Source organism: Pseudomonas entomophila L48 (assembly GCF_000026105.1).
GTDB lineage: Bacteria > Pseudomonadota > Gammaproteobacteria > Pseudomonadales > Pseudomonadaceae > Aquipseudomonas > Aquipseudomonas entomophila.
This window is the reverse complement of record NC_008027.1, coordinates 4861660-4876750: the sequence shown is the minus strand read 5'-3', so window position 1 is coordinate 4876750 and position 15091 is coordinate 4861660. Positions and strand designations below refer to the sequence as shown.

Genomic DNA, 15091 nt, shown 5'->3' with positions numbered 1-15091 from the left:
ATGCCCCGTGAGATCGCCTTCCATGGCGTGTACATGCCCACCATGACCTTGATGTTCCTGTTCGCCCTGGGCCTGGCCTGGGGCCTGGACCGGTTCATCGCCAGCCATGATGGCTACCGCTTCTTCTGGCACCCGGCGCTGCTGCGCCTGAGCCTGTTTGTCTGCCTGTTCGGCGCCTTGGCGCTGTCGCTCTACTGGTGAGAAACCCTCGATGAAAAAGTTCTTCAGCCTGATTGCCACCTTGCTGGTGCTCACCGCTGCCGTGGTGATCGGCCGCCAGTTGTGGCTGCACTACATGACCACGCCGTGGACCCGCGACGGCCGGGTGCGCGCTGACATCATCAACGTGGCCGCCGATGTGCCGGGCTACGTGGTGGATGTGCCGGTCAAGGACAACCAGCGGGTGAAGAAGGGCGACGTGCTGATCCGCATCGACCCCGAGCACTACCAGCTGGCGGTGGACCAGGCCAAGGCGCTGGTGGCCTCGCGCAAGGCCTCCTGGGAGATGCGCAAGGTCAACGCCAAGCGCCGCGCCGATATGGACAACCTGGTGATCTCGAAAGAGAACCGCGACGACGCCAGCAACATCGCCGATTCGGCGTTGGCCGACTACCAGCACGCCCAGGCCCAGCTGGCCGCCGCCGAGCTGAACCTCAAGCGCACGCAGATCGTCGCTACCGTCGATGGTTATGTAACCAACCTGAACATCCACAAGGGCGATTACGCCCGCACCGGCGAGGCGGTGATGGCGGTGGTGGATGAACAGTCGTTCTGGGTGTATGGCTTCTTCGAAGAGACCAAGTTGCCCCATGTGAAAGTGGGTGATGTGGCCGAGTTGCAGATGATGAGCGGCGAGCGGATCAAGGGGCATGTGGAGAGCATCGCCCGGGGCATCTATGACCGCGACAACCCGCAGAGCCGCGAGCTGATCGCCGATGTTAACCCGACCTTCAACTGGGTGCGGCTGGCGCAGCGGGTGCCGGTGCGGATTCACATCGACGAGGTGCCGGAGGGGTTCCTGCTCGCGGCCGGGACCACCTGCACGGTGGTAGTCAAGCCAAGCGAGGGCTGATGCCGACCGCGATCCCCTGTAGGAGCCAGCTTGCTGGCGAACCCGGGCCAATGCAGGCCATGGATCTGTGCGCGGGCTGTTCGCCAGCAAGCTGGCTCCTACAGGGATCGTGGTCAGGCGCGAATGGCGGCACCTACCAACACGGGTACATCGACCCGGTCGATTACCTTGGCACTGATCGATGGATCCAGCAGCCGCCCCAGCCGCGACAGGTGGCGGTGGCCCATGATGACCAGCTCGCACTCCAGCTCCCGCGCCTTGGCGACAATGGCCTCCACCGGCTGAGCGGCAACCAGGCAGCCCAGGCTGTCGAACCCGGCTTCGCGCAGGGAGTGCACGGCGCTTGCCACCGCGCGTTCGGCCAGTTGCTGTTCATCGCAGGCGGCGGGGTACTCTTCCTGCTCCTCTTCGGTATAGGCACTGGGGTGGTCGTGCACGGCGAAGGTCGCGTCGATGGCCAGCAGCACGTGCAGGGTGTGTTCGCCCGGGCGGCAGTAGCGGCGGGCGAGGTCAAGCAGGGTGTGGCTGGTGGGAGAGGCGTCGATGGCGATCAGGACCGGGCGGGGCATGGGGGTTCCTTGAACAGGGCTGGCGGGCTTGCCCTTGAAGGGCTACGCCATTCTTGATGCATTCCACGCTCGAATAAATGGCCCTCCACGCACGGTGCCATTGCGTCTGACGCAATCCACCAACCTGATACCATCGCGTTTCCCACAGCTGTCACGGAAAACGGCCATGCAACTCCCGGACATGAACCTGCTCGTCGCCCTCGATGCCCTGCTCGACGAGGGCAGCGTGGTCGGCGCCGCCCAGCGCATGAACCTGAGCCCGGCGGCCATGAGCCGCACCCTCGGGCGCATCCGCGAGGCCATGGGCGACCCGATCCTGGTGCGTGCCGGCCGGGGCCTGGTGCCGACGCCCCGGGCGCTGGCCCTGCGCGATCAGGTGCGGGCGTTGGTGGAGCAGGCAGGTTTGGTGTTTCGCAGCGGCGACGAGGTCGACCTGCCCAACCTCGACCGCGCTTTCAACATCCGCACCAACGATCTGTTCATCGCCCTCTACGGCGCTCGCCTGCTGCACATGATGCTGGCCCAGGCACCGAATACCGTGCTGCGCTTCGTCCCCGAGCACCAGGGCGACGACGACCTGGTATTGCGCCATGGCCAGATCGACCTGGTGGTCAGTTCGAGCGTCGAGCTGGGGCCGGAAATCAAGGTGCAGAGCTTGTTCGACACCTGGTTCGTCGGGCTGGCACGGGCGGACCACCCGATCTTCGACGACGCCATCACCCCAGAGCGTTTTGCCCGGTACCCCCAGATCAGCGTGTCGCGCCGGGGACGGGCCAACGGGCCGATCGACGTGGAGCTGGGCAGCCATGGCGTGCAGCGGCGGGTGGCGTTGATCACGCCGAGTTTCCACTCGGCGATGTTCTCGCTGCCCGAGTCGGATCTGATCCTGCCGATGCCAGCGAACATCCTCGGCAGCGTGACCAAGTTCGGCCTGCCGCTGCGCGCGTTCGAGATTCCGGTGCCGTTGGAGAGGGTGCGGGTGATGCAGGCCTGGCACCCGCGCTTCGACAACGACCCGGCGCACCGCTGGTTGCGCCAGACCATGCGCGCCTGCTGCGCGGGTGAGCCTTAACGTATCACTTGAGACTTGCAGGGCCCTGTAGGAGCGGTTTTAGCCGCGAAAGGGCTGCATAGCAGCCCCAGGATTTCAGCGTTGATGCAAAGATCTCCGGGGCCGCGTTGCGGCCCTTTCGCGGCTAAAACCGCTCCTACAGGGATCGTGCAAGGCACCGCAGATAGCCTGATGATTGCGTCTGACGCAACATAAACCTGCCAACAAGTCAGTTTTCGTCAGCATTCGACCTTCTTAGACTTTCCCCAGCCCTGAATTTGTTGCTGGAGATGTCTATCCATGAGTTCCCTGACCGCGCCTTCCGCCGCGCTGGCCGCCGCCCCCGCGCCGGCCGCCCCTGCGCAGACGGCATTCGGCCTGCGGGTGGTGGTCGGGCTGTTCGGCGTGCTGCTGGCGGTGCTGTGCGCCGGGCTCAACGAGGCGGTGACCAAGATTTCCCTGGGCGACATCCGTGGCGCCATGGGCATCGGCGCCGACGAGGGCGCCTGGCTGCTGGCGGTGTACAGCGCCGCCTCGGTCTCGGCCATGGCCTTCGCCCCCTGGCTGGCCACCACCTTCTCGCTGCGCCGCTTCACCATGAGCGCCGTTGGCCTGTTCGCCGTGCTGGGCCTGATCCAGCCGTTCGCCCCCGACCTGCACAGCCTGATGCTGCTGCGCGTGCTGCAAGGCTTCGCCTCGGGCGCCCTGCCACCCATGCTGATGAGCGTGGCGCTGCGTTTCCTGCCACCAGGCATCAAGGTCTACGGCCTGGCCTGCTATGCCCTGACCGCCACCTTCGGGCCCAACCTGGGCACGCCGCTGGCGGGCCTTTGGACCGAGTACGTCGGTTGGCAGTGGGCGTTCTGGCAGATCATCCTGCCGTCGCTGCTGGCGATTTTCTGCGTCGGCTGGGGCCTGCCCCAGGACCCGCTGCGCCTGGAGCGCTTCCAGCAGTTCGACTGGCGTGGCGTGCTGCTCGGCCTGCCGGCGATCAGCGGCATCGTCCTCGGGCTGTCGCTGGGTGACCGCTGGGGCTGGTTCGACTCGCCATTGATCTGCTGGCTGCTCGGCGGTGGCCTGCTGTTGCTGGTGCTGTTCCTGTACAACGAATGGTCCGAGCCGCTGCCGTTCTTCCAACTGCGCATGCTGACCCGGCGCAACTTGAGCTTCGCCCTGCTGACCCTGGCCGGCGTGCTGATCGTGCTGTCGGGTGTGGGCAGCATCCCTTCGGCGTACCTGGCGCAGATCCAGGGCTATCGTCCGGCGCAGACCAGCCCGCTGATGATGCTGGTGGCCATGCCGCAGCTGATTGCTTTGCCGTTGACCGCGGCGCTATGCAACATCCGCGCGGTGGACTGCCGCTGGGTGCTGGCCTGCGGCCTGGCGATGCTGGCGGCCTCGTGCGTGGGCAGCAGCCTGCTGACCTCGCAGTGGATCCGTGGCGATTTCTACCCGTTCTACCTGCTGCAGGTATTCGGCCAGCCGATGGCGGTGCTGCCGCTGCTGATGCTCTCCACCAACGGCATGACCCCGCAGGAAGGCCCGTTCGCCTCCGCCTGGTTCAACACGGTCAAGGGCCTGTCGGCGGTGATCGCCGGTGGCCTGCTCGATGCCCTGGGCACCGTGCGCCGGCATTTCCATTCCAACCACCTGGTCGACAGCCTGGGCAACGCGCCCTTGGTCGACGACAACGCCGCTGGCCTGGCCAAGCGCATTCATGAACAGGCCCTGGTGCTGACCTCGGCCGACCTGTACCTGGTGATGGCGTGCTTCGCCATCGCCCTGATCTGCCTGATCCCCTTCGTGCCTACCCGGATCTACCCACCGCGCGCGGTGGCCTGAGCCCGTGGCTGAATTCGAGAAACCGAAAATGACCAACAAGCGCAAGACACTCCTCATCGGCTCGGTGCTCGCCGTGGCCGTGCTGGCCGCCACCCTCGGGCCCTGGCTGTTCGGCAGCGATCATCGGCAAAGCACCAACGACGCCTACGTGACTGCTGACTACACCGTGGTCGCGCCCAAAGTCGCCGGCTTCGTCAAGGAAGTGCTGGTGGAAGACAACCAGCAGGTGAAGGCTGGCCAATTGCTGGCGACCATCGATGCGCGCGACTACCAGGCCGCCCTCGACGCCGCCCAGGCCCAGTTGCTGGTGGCCAAGGCCCAGAGCCTGGATGCCCGCGCCACCCTCGAGCGCCAGGCCGCGCTGATCGCCCAGGCCGAGGCCGCGGTGAAGGCGGCCCAGGCCGAGGCGGCCTTCGCCGACCACGAGGTGACCCGCTACAGCCGCCTGGCCGAGCAGGGCGCCGGCACCGTGCAGAACGCCCAGCAGGCGCGCAGCCGGGTCGACCAGGCCCGCGCGCGCCTGGCCAACACCCAGGCGGCGCTGGTGGCCACGCGCAAGCAGGTGGACATTCTCCAGGCGCAGGTGGCCAGCGCCGACGGGCAGCTCAAGCGGGCCGAGGCGGGGTTGGAAAAAGCCCAGCTGGACCTTTCCTACACCCGCATCACCGCACCGGTGGACGGCATGGTCGGCGAGCGCGCCTTGCGCGTCGGTGCCTACGTCAATCCGGGGGCGCGCCTGTTGTCGGTGGTGCCGCTGGCCCGCGCCTACATCGTCGGCAACTTCCAGGAAACCCAGCTGACCCATGTGCAGCCGGGCCAGCCGGTGAGCATCACGGTCGATACCTTCTCCGGCGAGAAACTCCAGGGGCATGTCGAGAGTATCGCCCCGGCTACCGGCGTGACCTTTGCCGCGGTGAAACCGGACAACGCCACCGGCAACTTCACCAAGGTGGTGCAGCGCATTCCGGTGAAGATCGTCTTCGATGACGGCCAGCCGCTGCGCGAACGCCTGCGCGTGGGCATGTCGGTGGAGGCGACCATCGACACCCAGGGCGATAGGCTGGCCGGTAAAGAGGTGACTGCGCGATGAATGCCCAACTTGTCGGAGCGTCTGAACATCCTGAGACCGTTGGGGCTGCTGCGCAGCCCTTTCGCGACACAAGGCCGCTCCCACAGAGGATCGCGGTTACCTGTAGGAGCGGCCTTGTGTCGCGAAAGGGGCGCGCAGCGGCCCCAGCTATACGCCTGAGTCCCGTGTTGTTGGCCGTATTGCTTGCGGGCTGCACCCTCGGACCGGACTTCCAGAGCCCGGCCAGCGAAGCGCCTCAGGACTGGGCCTCGCTGCAAGGCGAGGCTGCGGCCAGTCAGCCGGTAGCCGAGCCGTTGGAGCTACGCTGGTGGGACAGTTTTCACGACCCACGGCTGAGCGCACTGATCCAGAAAGTCACCGAGCGCAACCTCGACCTGCGCATGGCCAGCGCGCGCCTGCTGCAGAGCCGCGCCCTGCGCAGCACCGTGGCCGCCGACGAGGCGCCATCGGTGGATGCGAACGCCGGCTACAGCCGTGCGCGCAACAGTGCCGAAGGGTTGAACGACCCCTCGGGCAAGGCGGGCAAGTCGGCGTACAACCTGTGGCAGGGCGACCTGGTGGCCGGCTGGGAGCTGGACCTGTGGGGGCGCGTGCGCCGTCAGGTCGAAGCCGCCGACGCCACCGTCGAGGTCGCCGAGAACGACCGTCGCGGCGTGCTGCTGGCGTTGCTGTCGGAGACGGCAGGCAACTACATCCAGCTGCGTGCGGTGCAGCACACGCTGGACGTGACCCAGGACAACCTCAAGGTCGCCCGGCACAGCCTGAAACTGTCCGAGGATCGTCAGGCCGAAGGCGTTGCCACGCGCTTGGATGTGGCCCAGGCCAGCGCCCAGGTGGCCTCGATCGAGTCGCGCCTGCCGACGCTCGAAGCCCGCCGCGATGACCTGATCAACGCGTTGAGCCTGCTGGCCGCCGAACCGCCACGCAGCTTGCAGGGTGAGTTGCTGCCGACAGGCGAGTTGCCTGCGCCTCGGCAGCGGTTCGCCATTGGCGTGCCCTCGGAACTGGCCGAACGCCGGCCGGATATCCGCCAGGCCGAGGCGCGGTTGCACGCGGCCACGGCCAGCATCGGCGTGGCCAAGGCTGATTTCTACCCGAGCATCCGGTTGTCCGGCAGCGTTGGTTTCCAGGCCATGCAGTTGTCCGATTTCGGCGCCTGGGATTCGCGAAGGTTCGCCTTCGGGCCGCAGCTGTCGCTGCCGATCTTCGAAGGCGGGCGGCTCAAGGGCACGCTGGAGTTGCGCGAGGCGCAGCAGCAGGAGGCGGCACTGAACTACCGCAAGGTGGTGCTCGGCGCCTGGCATGAAATCGACGATGTGCTGCGGCTGTACAACGCCAGCCAGTTGCGTCGGGATCACCTGGCCGAGGCGGTGCGGCAGAACCGCATTGCGCTGGAGACCGCGCAGCGCCAGTACATGGAAGGGGCGGTGGACTTTCTCAACGTGCTGACGGTGCAGTCGGCGCTGCTGGCCAGCGAGGAGCAGTGGATCGACAGCTCGGCGGCGGTGTCGCAGGCGCTGGTGGGGCTTTACAAGGCGCTGGGTGGCGGCTGGCAGGCCTTCGACCAGGTTTAAGCGGGCTTGATACGACCTCTGTAGGAGCGGCTTCAGCCGCGATCACCCGCGAAGCGGGTGCCAGGCACCGTGCTGCCCTCATCGCGGCTAAAGCCGCTCCTACAGATTACAACGGACGCAACAATCCGAAGCGCTTGCGCAACACCCAATCCAGCAGGCGCTGCGGCAACAGTCGGGCCATCAAAGGCAAGGCCGTGCTGCCATTCCCCAGTCGCACCAAGGCGGGCGTTGGCGACTTGCGCGTCGCGGCCAGCAACCCCTGGGCAAACACCGCCGCAGGCGTCGGGCGATCCTGCGACGCCCGTGCCCGCGCCTGCACCTGTTCGCGCAACGGCCACCACGGCGAGTCGGCCGCCAGCACCTGCTCGGCCTGCTGTTGCGCATTGCTGGCGAACTGCGAGGCAATTGCACCCGGCTGCACTTCCATCACCCGGATGCCAAACGGCGACAGCTCCAGGCGCAAGGCGTCACTCAGCCCATGCACGGCGGCTTTTGAAGCGCAGTAGGCGCCGGCGAACGGCGTCACCAGCACGCCGGAGACACTGCCGATATTTACCACCAGCCCACGGGAACGGCGCAGCAGCGGGAACAGCGCGCGGGTCACGCCGACCACGGCGAAGACGTTGGTCTCGAACTGTTGGCGCATGGCTTCGACGCCACCGTCCAGCAGCGGGCCCATGGCGCCGTAGCCGGCGTTGTTGATCAGGATGTCGAGGTTCTGCAGCTCCTCGGCCAGGCGGGCGAGGGCAGTGGAGTCGTTTACGTCCAGTTGCCGGGCATTGAAGCCGGCGGCGGCCAGTTGTTCGACATCCTGGGCTTTGCGGGCGGTGGCCCAGACTTCATGGCCGGCATCGCGGAAGGCGTCGGCCAGGGCGCGGCCGATGCCGCTGGAACAACCGGTGATCAGGACGGTGGGCATGGGGCAACCTTTGATCCAGTGGGGTGGGAAAGTATGCCATGGGTACCTCGAGGCGCACGATTGCCGTGTGCGGCATATTTGCAGCGCCCTGGTGGGGATGGGGGAGCTGTAATTCAACTGGTATTTTTGTCAGTTGTAAGTTCCATGAGTGGGGCTTAGATTTTCATCCTGTTATCCGCGTCTCTCTGTGATCATCGCCGGGGTGAATTATGAAAAAAGCTGGATTGCACTCAACAGGTATGAGTATCGGGACGGGCACAATGAGCGCGAGGGTCAACTTCCCCGAGCCGTTCAGGGAGGGTTTCGATTTTACGCAGAGCTTCGTGGAATATTCGGAAACGGAAAGTCGAGTGACTGTAGTTGGCTATTTCGAGAGTGTTGGTGAAAAAATACAGAGCATACTCATATCGCTGCCTTCGGATTTTTCAGGTTCGGATCATAAAATTCTGCCATATGCCGAGGATAAGGCTTGGGCCTATCTGGTCAGCCTTCGCACGGGGTATGCATTGTCGGGGGATATTAAAGAATTGGTATGGAATAAGGCGGAAAAACACCTCTCCGGAAAGTTTGTTTTTAACGGTAAGGTTGAAGGCTTTCCTTTGGTGGAATTCGAGGTTGCCAGGGGAGTGTTTTCGATTGGACAAGGAACGGGTATTAAGGTTTAAGCCTTTCCCCCGTAAAGGAGAAAAGTGTTGCAGTGGGTCGCCGGTCTCTAACGCCAAAGGTGGGTGAAACCGAATGAACATACACGTTTACAGCGCTTTTCGAACGGGATGTGAAGCGTGGTGCCGGGTCGAAATTGGACATTCTAGACATGAACATACTGGTAATTTTGTCAGTTTCGGTTGCGAGGCATCATCTCTATGCTGGCCAGGTATGCACCGATATGGGTTGTGATCGGTGATAGCAAACACAACCCTGATCTTGGGTGTTCGTAGATCTATCAGCGTCTTTAGATAGATCAGTCTGAGCTGTCCTATGAGGATGAAGATATGAAAAGGGAAGAAATGCTGAAAAAGTTCGGCGGCGGAGAAAAAGTTAAACTGTGCAGGGTCAGCGCGACGATCAATAATAATAATGGGAGCTCTGTATTCGAAGGCGGTCAGTTTTATTTTTTTGATGAAAATATCGATCATGAACATTACTGGGTTTTTGCATTCAATAATGATGATGAAGTAAATGGAGATATGCTATCTCTTCGTTTCAAGAAAACTATCAAGACTGGACGATTCAAAATTGAATCGGCTAATGAGGCTGACGTTAGGGCACAGTTCTTCGGTGGTGTTTCAGGTGGCGAGCTTGCCTTCGATGGTAATATTAATATCTTGCGTAGAGATGATCACAATAAGGGCATTGCTGAAGGGGATTTTGACTTCATAAGTGAGAGAGTGAACAGTACGGACACGGTTAAAGGCAGTTTCTTTAAACGCCCCTGACGCGATAACTGAGCATTATCCACAGCATGCACCTGACGGTGGGAACGAGTGTATCTTTCGGGGCAGCCGGCACCGTCATCGGTCAGTTGGCGAATGTGCCTTGTAAGTGCTCTGCACGGAACTCCAGATTCTGCGGTCGATAACCTGAACGCAGCGGTGGCAGTGGCAGGCAGTCGCGCCACTCGCCGCCCGGCTGCAGGTCGCCTGGCCCGCGATAACGCGGGGCGCTGTAGGCATTCTCGGCCAGGTTCACGGTGTCGCCCGGCGCATAGGCGCCGACGCGCCAGCGCAGTTCGGTGAGCGGGGCCTGGTTGCCGTTCTTCATGTGCACTTGCAAGGCGCGGTCGGCGGGGCACTGGTCGGGGGCGTAGCTGAGGCGGATGTCCAGGCGGGCCAGTTGCGAGGCCTCGCGGGTGTCCTGCCAGGCCACCCCGAGGGCCACCAGGCCCAGGCCGCACACAGCCGCTAGCGAGATGGGCAAGGCTTTGGAGGGGTAGCGCAACAGCAGGACCAGCCAGGTGAGGACGAGCAGGGCGCCGATGATCATGGTGGGGCAGGCCTTGATGGCAATGATCTGCTCATCCTAGCGGGAAATGGGGGATGTCTCAAAAGCGGGAGGGCTTTGCCCTCCTTTCGCGGCACAAGGCCGCTCCTACAGGGGAACGCAATACCCTGTAGGAGCGGCCTTGTGCCGCGATGGACCGCAAAGCGGTCCCGATGCCTCACTGCGCGATGGTCTTCACCGATACCCCACGCTCCACCGGCGTCGAAGTGCGCCCATACACATCCTCGAAGCGCTCGATATCATCCTCGCCCAGGTAGCTCCCGGACTGTACCTCGATGATCTCCAGCGGGATCTTGCCCGGGTTGCGCAGGCGGTGCACCGAGGCGATGGGAATGTAGGTCGACTGGTTCTCGGTGAGCAGGAACACGTTCTCGTCGCAGGTCACCTCCGCGGTGCCGCTCACCACGATCCAGTGCTCGGCCCTGTGGTGGTGCATCTGCAGCGACAGGCTGGCGCCGGGCTTGACGGTGATGTGCTTGACCTGGAAGCGCCCGCCCATGTCCACCGAGTCGTACGAGCCCCACGGGCGGTACACCTCCAGGTGGTTCTGGGTTTCCGAACGGCCCTGGGCGTCGAGGGTGCTGACCAGTTGCTTGACCCCCTGAACCTTGTCTTTGTGGGCGATCATCATGGCGTCCTTGGTCTCGACCACCACGATGTTCTCCAAACCGATCACCGACACCAGCTTGCCGTTGCCGTGGATCATGCAGTTGCGGCTGTCCTGCACCACCACGTCGCCCTTGGTGACGTTGCCGTTGTCATCTTTCTCATGCACATCCCACAGCGACGACCAGCAGCCCACGTCGCTCCAGCCGGCCGACAGCGGCACCACGCAGGCGCGCTGGGTCTTCTCCATCACCGCGTAGTCGATGGAGTTGTCGGGGCAGCAGGCGAAGGTGGCTTCGTCGATGCTCAGCACATCGCCGGCCTCGTCGCTGCGCTCCAGGGCCAGCAGGCAGGTGTCGTAGATGTCCGGGTCGTGCTTCTTCAGCTCTTCGAGGAAGCGGCTGGCGCGGAACAGGAACATGCCGCTGTTCCAGAAGTAGCCACCGGCGTGGACGAACTCGTTGGCACGCTTCTCGTCAGGCTTCTCGACGAACTGCGCAACCCGCGCCACGCCCTCGGGCAGCAGCGCGTCCTGGCTGGAGCGGATGTAGCCGTAGCCGGTCTCGGGCTTGGTCGCCGGCACGCCGAACAGCACCATCTCGCCGCGCTCGGCGGCCACGGTGGCCAGGGCCAGGGCGCGTTGCAGGGCCTTCTGGTCCTCGATCACGTGGTCGGCCGGCAGCACCAGCATCAGCTCGTCACGGCCTTCGTTGACCAGTTTCATCGCGGTCATGGCCACCGCCGGCGCGGTGTTGCGGCCGAACGGCTCCATGAGGATCGCCTGGGTTTCCAGCTTCAGCGCGTTCAGCTGTTCCTGGACGATGAACTTGTGGTCCTTGTTGCAGACCACGATGGGGGTGTCCATGCCTTCGAACACCAGGCGCTCGATGGTCTGCTGGAACAGCGTGTGCTCGCCGGTCAGGGCCAGGAACTGCTTGGGGAACTGCTTGCGCGACAGCGGCCACAGACGGGAACCGCTACCACCAGAAAGAATTACCGGGATCATGTCGTTTCTCCAATAAGGTCGTAAGAGGCAGGAATCAGTTGGTGGCTACCGGGCGGGTGACCCACACCGGCGACAGGCTGCTGCCGGAGCCGGTGACGTACAGCACGGCGGCTTCACCGCGCGCCAGGGCGACGGGTTTGACGTCGCCGACTTTCTTGTCGCCTTGATACAGGGCCAGGTTGACCTTGACCGGGTTGATCTCACGCTCGCCACGGCCGTTGGCGGCCACCGGGCTGACCACTTCGGTCTTGCCGTCGGCGGTCTTCAGGGTCAGTGGCTGGTCGCTGAGGTTCTGCACGCGCACCAGGGCCTTCTGCTTGTTCTTGAACGGCGGCTCCTCGATCAGTTGCGGGTTGCCGCCGCCGCTGTTGACCAGGGTGTAGTACTTGTCGGCGGCAAGTTTCACCGGGACGCTCTTGCCACCCACCTGGGCGGTGTAGTCGCCACCGGGCAGGAAGCTGAAGTCGCTGCTGGCCTGGGCACCGACCTGCTTGATCTGGGTGTTGCCCACGGAGGCGGCAGCGGGGGCGCTGGCGGCGTTGTACAAGCGTACGAAGGTCGAGCCCTTCGGCGCGCTTGGGCCATAAAGGGCGGCGTCGGCGCCGGCGAAGGCCTGCAGCGAGGCCAGGGACAGGCCCGCCGCGAGGGTGAGGGCTTTGGCAATCTGAGTCTTGGTAGTCATGTGCGTGTTCCTCTCTATCTTCAGTGGTCGGTCCGGTTGGACGACAGGGCCAGGTTGGCTTCGGACTTGCTGGCGTTCTTCAGCTGTGCGATCCACTGCGGATCGAACGCGCCGAGATCGCTCTTCATTGGCAGATAACGTTCGGGGAATTCCCACACCACGACTTGTGGCGGGGTGTGCTTGAAGGCGTCGCTTTGCAGGTACTTGAGCATCGGCAGCAGCGGGCCGTGGCCGTCCTCGGCGTAGTTGGCGACGTCGCTGCGCAGCGCCTGCTGCAAGGCGCCGAGGAAGTTCCAGTGCGGGTTGGCGCTGTAGCTGGTGCCCACCAGCGCCACCGGGATCCGGCTGTCGGCGAACAGGGCGTCGCCGCTTTCGCCTTCGGTCTGCACCGGGTGGGTCTTGCGCTGCTGCAGGTTGTCCGGGGTCGGCAACAGGTTGCTGAACAGCGGGTCGAGTGGCAGGAAGTTGGTCAGGTCGCCTTTGTACGGCGCGGTGGCGCCAGCTTCGGTGATGAAGGCCTGGGGCTCGCCACTGAGCAACTGCTGGCGGTTGACCGCTTCGGCGATGGCCTGTGCCACCACCTCGGCGCCCATTGGCGTCCAGTGGGTGTCGGTGCGCAGGAACACCTGGCCACGGGCCTTGGCTTGTTCCAGCGGCGCCAGCAGGTCGGGGGCGAATACATTGGCCTGGCGCGCCTGGGCGTGGAACTGGTTGAACAGCTCGTCGTGCAGGCTGGCCGGTGTCTCCTTGCCGATGTACTCGGAATACAGGCGCGCCTTGGCCGGCACGATCGCCAGCACCAGCTCGGTGCCTTGGCGCTGCAGGGCGTCGCGGATGCCGCGCACCAGTGCCAGGTTGTCCTGCATCTGTTGTTCGGCGCCGGCGGTGGGCTTGAACTCCTCGTCGCTGAACAGCCACTGGTCGCGGCCCAGCACCACGCCGGGGCGGCCTTCGTTGAACAGCTTGTAGTCCAGCGCGGCCCACAGGTTGGTGCCGACGCGCTTGATCGGGAACTGCTCGTCGTAGTGGGTTTCGGCGGCCTTGGCCAGCTTGCCGTCGAGCAGGGTCATCTGCCCGGTGCGGGTGAAGCTGTCCAGCCCGCCGACCGACCAGGCGCCCAGCCCGACCAGCAGGCCCATGAACGACAGCGAGTAAGTGATGCGAAGTGTCCGGTTCATGATCAGGGCCTCAGAACTGGAAGTAGAGGAACGGCGAGTAGCTCTGCGCCGAGAGCTTGAGCACCGAGGCGACGAACAGCAGCAGCACCAGGGCGCGGGTCATGATCCGCGTCCAGTCCAGGCCCACCGAGCCGTCGGCATTGACCTGCACCGGTGTGGCGCTCGGGGTCGGCTTGGCATGGCGGTAGAAGTCGCGCAGGCCGAAGAACGCCAGGGTCAGGTAGGCGACTACCAGTGTGGCCACTTGCAGGCCGGTGAGGTTGGCGCGGTTGAGCTCCGACAGCTGCCACTCGCCGAAGCTGAACATGGCGCCGTACATGCGTGCGGCCACGTGCAGGTTCTCGGCGCGGAAGATCACCCAGCCGACCACCACCAGCAGGAAGGTGAAGGCCCACTTCACCGGGTTGAAGCGCTGCGGGTTGGTGTCGATGCCCAGCGCCCGTTCGATGGCCAGCCACATGCCGTGCCAGGCGCCCCAGAGGATGTAGGTGAAGTTGGCGCCGTGCCACAGCCCGCCCAGCAGCATGGTCAGGAACAGGTTGCGGTAGGTGTTGAAGGTGCCTTTGCGGTTGCCGCCCAGGGTGATGTACAGGTAGTCGCGCAGCCAGGTCGACAGGCTGATGTGCCAGCGCCGCCAGAATTCGGTGATCGACTGGCTGATGTACGGCTGCTTGAAGTTCTCCATGAAGCGGAAGCCCATCATCAGGCCGAGACCGATGGCCATGTCGCTGTAGCCGGAGAAGTCGAAGTACAGCTGTGCGGTGTAGGCCAGCGCGCCGAGCCAGGCATCGCCCGTGGTCGGGTTCTGCAGGGCGAAGCAGTGGTCGGCCACCACCGCCAGGGTGTCGGCGATGAACACCTTCTTGATGAAGCCCTGCATGAACCGCGTGCAGCCTTCGGAGAACTTGTCGAGGGTGTGGGTGCGGTTGTTGAACTGGTCGACCAGGTCCTTGAAGCGCAGCACGGGGCCGGCGATCAGGTGCGGGAAGATCGCCACGAACGCCGCGAAGTCGATCAGGTTGCGGGTGGCCGGGGTGTCGCCGCGGTACACGTCGATGATGTAGCTGATCGACTCGAAGATGTAGAACGAGATGCCGATCGGCAGCAGCACGTGGGTGAGGATGAACGGCTCCAGCCCGAACGAGGTGATGATGGCGTTGAGGCTGTCGACGCCGAAGTTGGCGTACTTGAAGTAGCCGAGGATCGACAGGTCGACCGCCACCCCCAGCAGCAGCCAGCGCTGCGCGGGCTTGGTGCGCACGCCGGCGGCGCCGACTTTCAAGCCGATCCAGTAGTTCCACAGGGTGACCCCGGCGAACAGGGCGAGGAAGTCCACCCGCCACCAGGCGTAGAAGATGTAGCTGGCCACCAGCAGCAGCAGGTTGCGATAGCGTTGCCCGCTCAAGTAGTACAAGCCGAGGAAAACCGGCAGGAACAGGAACAGGAACACATTGGACGAGAAGACCATCCCGGTTCTCCTTGTTGTTCACAGCATCCGGGG

General features: G+C 64.2%; 15 protein-coding genes. 8 read left to right on the top strand and 7 right to left on the bottom strand.

The window, feature by feature from the left end:
• The gene (locus PSEEN_RS21135) at nucleotides 1-201 is read left to right on the top strand and encodes a DUF1656 domain-containing protein (RefSeq protein ID WP_008097766.1); all 201 of its coding nucleotides are present in this window, start codon (nucleotides 1-3) and stop codon (nucleotides 199-201) included.
• Nucleotides 202-211: 10 nt separating this feature from the next.
• A complete protein-coding gene (locus PSEEN_RS21130) occupies nucleotides 212-1072 on the top strand; it encodes an efflux RND transporter periplasmic adaptor subunit (RefSeq protein WP_011535605.1) in 861 nt (286 codons plus the stop codon).
• A 113-nt stretch (nucleotides 1073-1185) separates the two neighbouring features.
• Here PSEEN_RS21130 and PSEEN_RS21125 read toward each other — a convergent pair whose 3' ends face one another.
• Nucleotides 1186-1641: a universal stress protein gene (locus PSEEN_RS21125; RefSeq protein WP_011535604.1), complete on the bottom strand. Its 456-nt coding sequence runs from the start codon at nucleotides 1639-1641 to the stop codon at nucleotides 1186-1188.
• A gap of 166 nt (nucleotides 1642-1807) precedes the next feature.
• Between PSEEN_RS21125 and PSEEN_RS21120 the strand changes: the two genes are divergently transcribed.
• The 4 genes from PSEEN_RS21120 (at nucleotide 1808) to PSEEN_RS21105 (ending at nucleotide 7198) form a co-directional block, all read left to right on the top strand.
• Entirely contained in the window at nucleotides 1808-2713 is a 906-nt protein-coding gene (locus PSEEN_RS21120; protein WP_011535603.1) for a LysR family transcriptional regulator, read from the top strand.
• Between the two features lie 279 nt (nucleotides 2714-2992).
• Nucleotides 2993-4534 carry an MFS transporter gene (locus PSEEN_RS21115; RefSeq protein WP_011535602.1) on the top strand — a complete coding sequence of 514 codons (1542 nt, stop codon included), beginning with the start codon at nucleotides 2993-2995 and terminating at the stop codon, nucleotides 4532-4534.
• Between the two features lie 28 nt (nucleotides 4535-4562).
• A complete protein-coding gene (locus PSEEN_RS21110; protein ID WP_011535601.1) occupies nucleotides 4563-5624 on the top strand; it encodes an HlyD family secretion protein in 1062 nt (353 codons plus the stop codon).
• Between the two features lie 116 nt (nucleotides 5625-5740).
• Entirely contained in the window at nucleotides 5741-7198 is a 1458-nt protein-coding gene (locus PSEEN_RS21105) for an efflux transporter outer membrane subunit (RefSeq protein ID WP_011535600.1), read from the top strand.
• Nucleotides 7199-7304: 106 nt separating this feature from the next.
• Here PSEEN_RS21105 and PSEEN_RS21100 read toward each other — a convergent pair whose 3' ends face one another.
• Entirely contained in the window at nucleotides 7305-8117 is an 813-nt protein-coding gene (locus PSEEN_RS21100; RefSeq protein ID WP_011535599.1) for an SDR family oxidoreductase, read from the bottom strand.
• A gap of 209 nt (nucleotides 8118-8326) precedes the next feature.
• On the opposite strand from PSEEN_RS21100, the gene PSEEN_RS21095 reads away from it, so the two are divergent.
• Both PSEEN_RS21095 and PSEEN_RS21090 read left to right on the top strand, forming a co-directional pair.
• The gene (locus tag PSEEN_RS21095) at nucleotides 8327-8782 is read left to right on the top strand and encodes a hypothetical protein (RefSeq protein ID WP_011535598.1); all 456 of its coding nucleotides are present in this window, start codon (nucleotides 8327-8329) and stop codon (nucleotides 8780-8782) included.
• Between the two features lie 327 nt (nucleotides 8783-9109).
• The gene (locus PSEEN_RS21090; protein ID WP_011535596.1) at nucleotides 9110-9553 is read left to right on the top strand and encodes a hypothetical protein; all 444 of its coding nucleotides are present in this window, start codon (nucleotides 9110-9112) and stop codon (nucleotides 9551-9553) included.
• An 82-nt stretch (nucleotides 9554-9635) separates the two neighbouring features.
• On the opposite strand, the gene PSEEN_RS21085 is transcribed toward PSEEN_RS21090, so the two are convergent.
• From PSEEN_RS21085 to PSEEN_RS21065, 5 genes are all read right to left on the bottom strand, one after another.
• The gene (locus PSEEN_RS21085; protein ID WP_011535595.1) at nucleotides 9636-10100 is read right to left on the bottom strand and encodes a hypothetical protein; all 465 of its coding nucleotides are present in this window, start codon (nucleotides 10098-10100) and stop codon (nucleotides 9636-9638) included.
• Between the two features lie 175 nt (nucleotides 10101-10275).
• On the bottom strand, nucleotides 10276-11730 hold the full coding sequence (locus PSEEN_RS21080) for a mannose-1-phosphate guanylyltransferase/mannose-6-phosphate isomerase (protein ID WP_011535594.1): 1455 nt from the start codon (nucleotides 11728-11730) through the stop codon (nucleotides 10276-10278).
• 34 nt (nucleotides 11731-11764) lie between these two features.
• A complete protein-coding gene (locus PSEEN_RS21075; protein WP_011535593.1) occupies nucleotides 11765-12412 on the bottom strand; it encodes an alginate O-acetyltransferase AlgF in 648 nt (215 codons plus the stop codon).
• Nucleotides 12413-12432: 20 nt separating this feature from the next.
• Entirely contained in the window at nucleotides 12433-13590 is a 1158-nt protein-coding gene (locus PSEEN_RS21070) for an alginate O-acetyltransferase (RefSeq protein WP_011535592.1), read from the bottom strand.
• A gap of 10 nt (nucleotides 13591-13600) precedes the next feature.
• Nucleotides 13601-15058 (bottom strand): MBOAT family O-acyltransferase, encoded by a 1458-nt coding sequence (locus PSEEN_RS21065; protein WP_011535591.1) that lies wholly within the window; start codon nucleotides 15056-15058, stop codon nucleotides 13601-13603.
• Nucleotides 15059-15091 lie beyond the last annotated feature (33 nt).

Coding starts and splice junctions, on each gene's coding strand:
- PSEEN_RS21135 (WP_008097766.1), top strand. CDS start 1: ATGCCCCGTGAGATCGCCTTCCATGGCGTGTACATGCCCACCATGACC.
- PSEEN_RS21130 (WP_011535605.1), top strand. CDS start 212: ATGAAAAAGTTCTTCAGCCTGATTGCCACCTTGCTGGTGCTCACCGCT.
- PSEEN_RS21125 (WP_011535604.1), bottom strand. CDS start 1,641: ATGCCCCGCCCGGTCCTGATCGCCATCGACGCCTCTCCCACCAGCCAC.
- PSEEN_RS21120 (WP_011535603.1), top strand. CDS start 1,808: ATGCAACTCCCGGACATGAACCTGCTCGTCGCCCTCGATGCCCTGCTC.
- PSEEN_RS21115 (WP_011535602.1), top strand. CDS start 2,993: ATGAGTTCCCTGACCGCGCCTTCCGCCGCGCTGGCCGCCGCCCCCGCG.
- PSEEN_RS21110 (WP_011535601.1), top strand. CDS start 4,563: ATGACCAACAAGCGCAAGACACTCCTCATCGGCTCGGTGCTCGCCGTG.
- PSEEN_RS21100 (WP_011535599.1), bottom strand. CDS start 8,117: ATGCCCACCGTCCTGATCACCGGTTGTTCCAGCGGCATCGGCCGCGCC.
- PSEEN_RS21095 (WP_011535598.1), top strand. CDS start 8,327: ATGAAAAAAGCTGGATTGCACTCAACAGGTATGAGTATCGGGACGGGC.
- PSEEN_RS21090 (WP_011535596.1), top strand. CDS start 9,110: ATGAAAAGGGAAGAAATGCTGAAAAAGTTCGGCGGCGGAGAAAAAGTT.
- PSEEN_RS21085 (WP_011535595.1), bottom strand. CDS start 10,100: ATGATCATCGGCGCCCTGCTCGTCCTCACCTGGCTGGTCCTGCTGTTG.
- PSEEN_RS21080 (WP_011535594.1), bottom strand. CDS start 11,730: ATGATCCCGGTAATTCTTTCTGGTGGTAGCGGTTCCCGTCTGTGGCCG.
- PSEEN_RS21075 (WP_011535593.1), bottom strand. CDS start 12,412: ATGACTACCAAGACTCAGATTGCCAAAGCCCTCACCCTCGCGGCGGGC.
- PSEEN_RS21070 (WP_011535592.1), bottom strand. CDS start 13,590: ATGAACCGGACACTTCGCATCACTTACTCGCTGTCGTTCATGGGCCTG.
- PSEEN_RS21065 (WP_011535591.1), bottom strand. CDS start 15,058: ATGGTCTTCTCGTCCAATGTGTTCCTGTTCCTGTTCCTGCCGGTTTTC.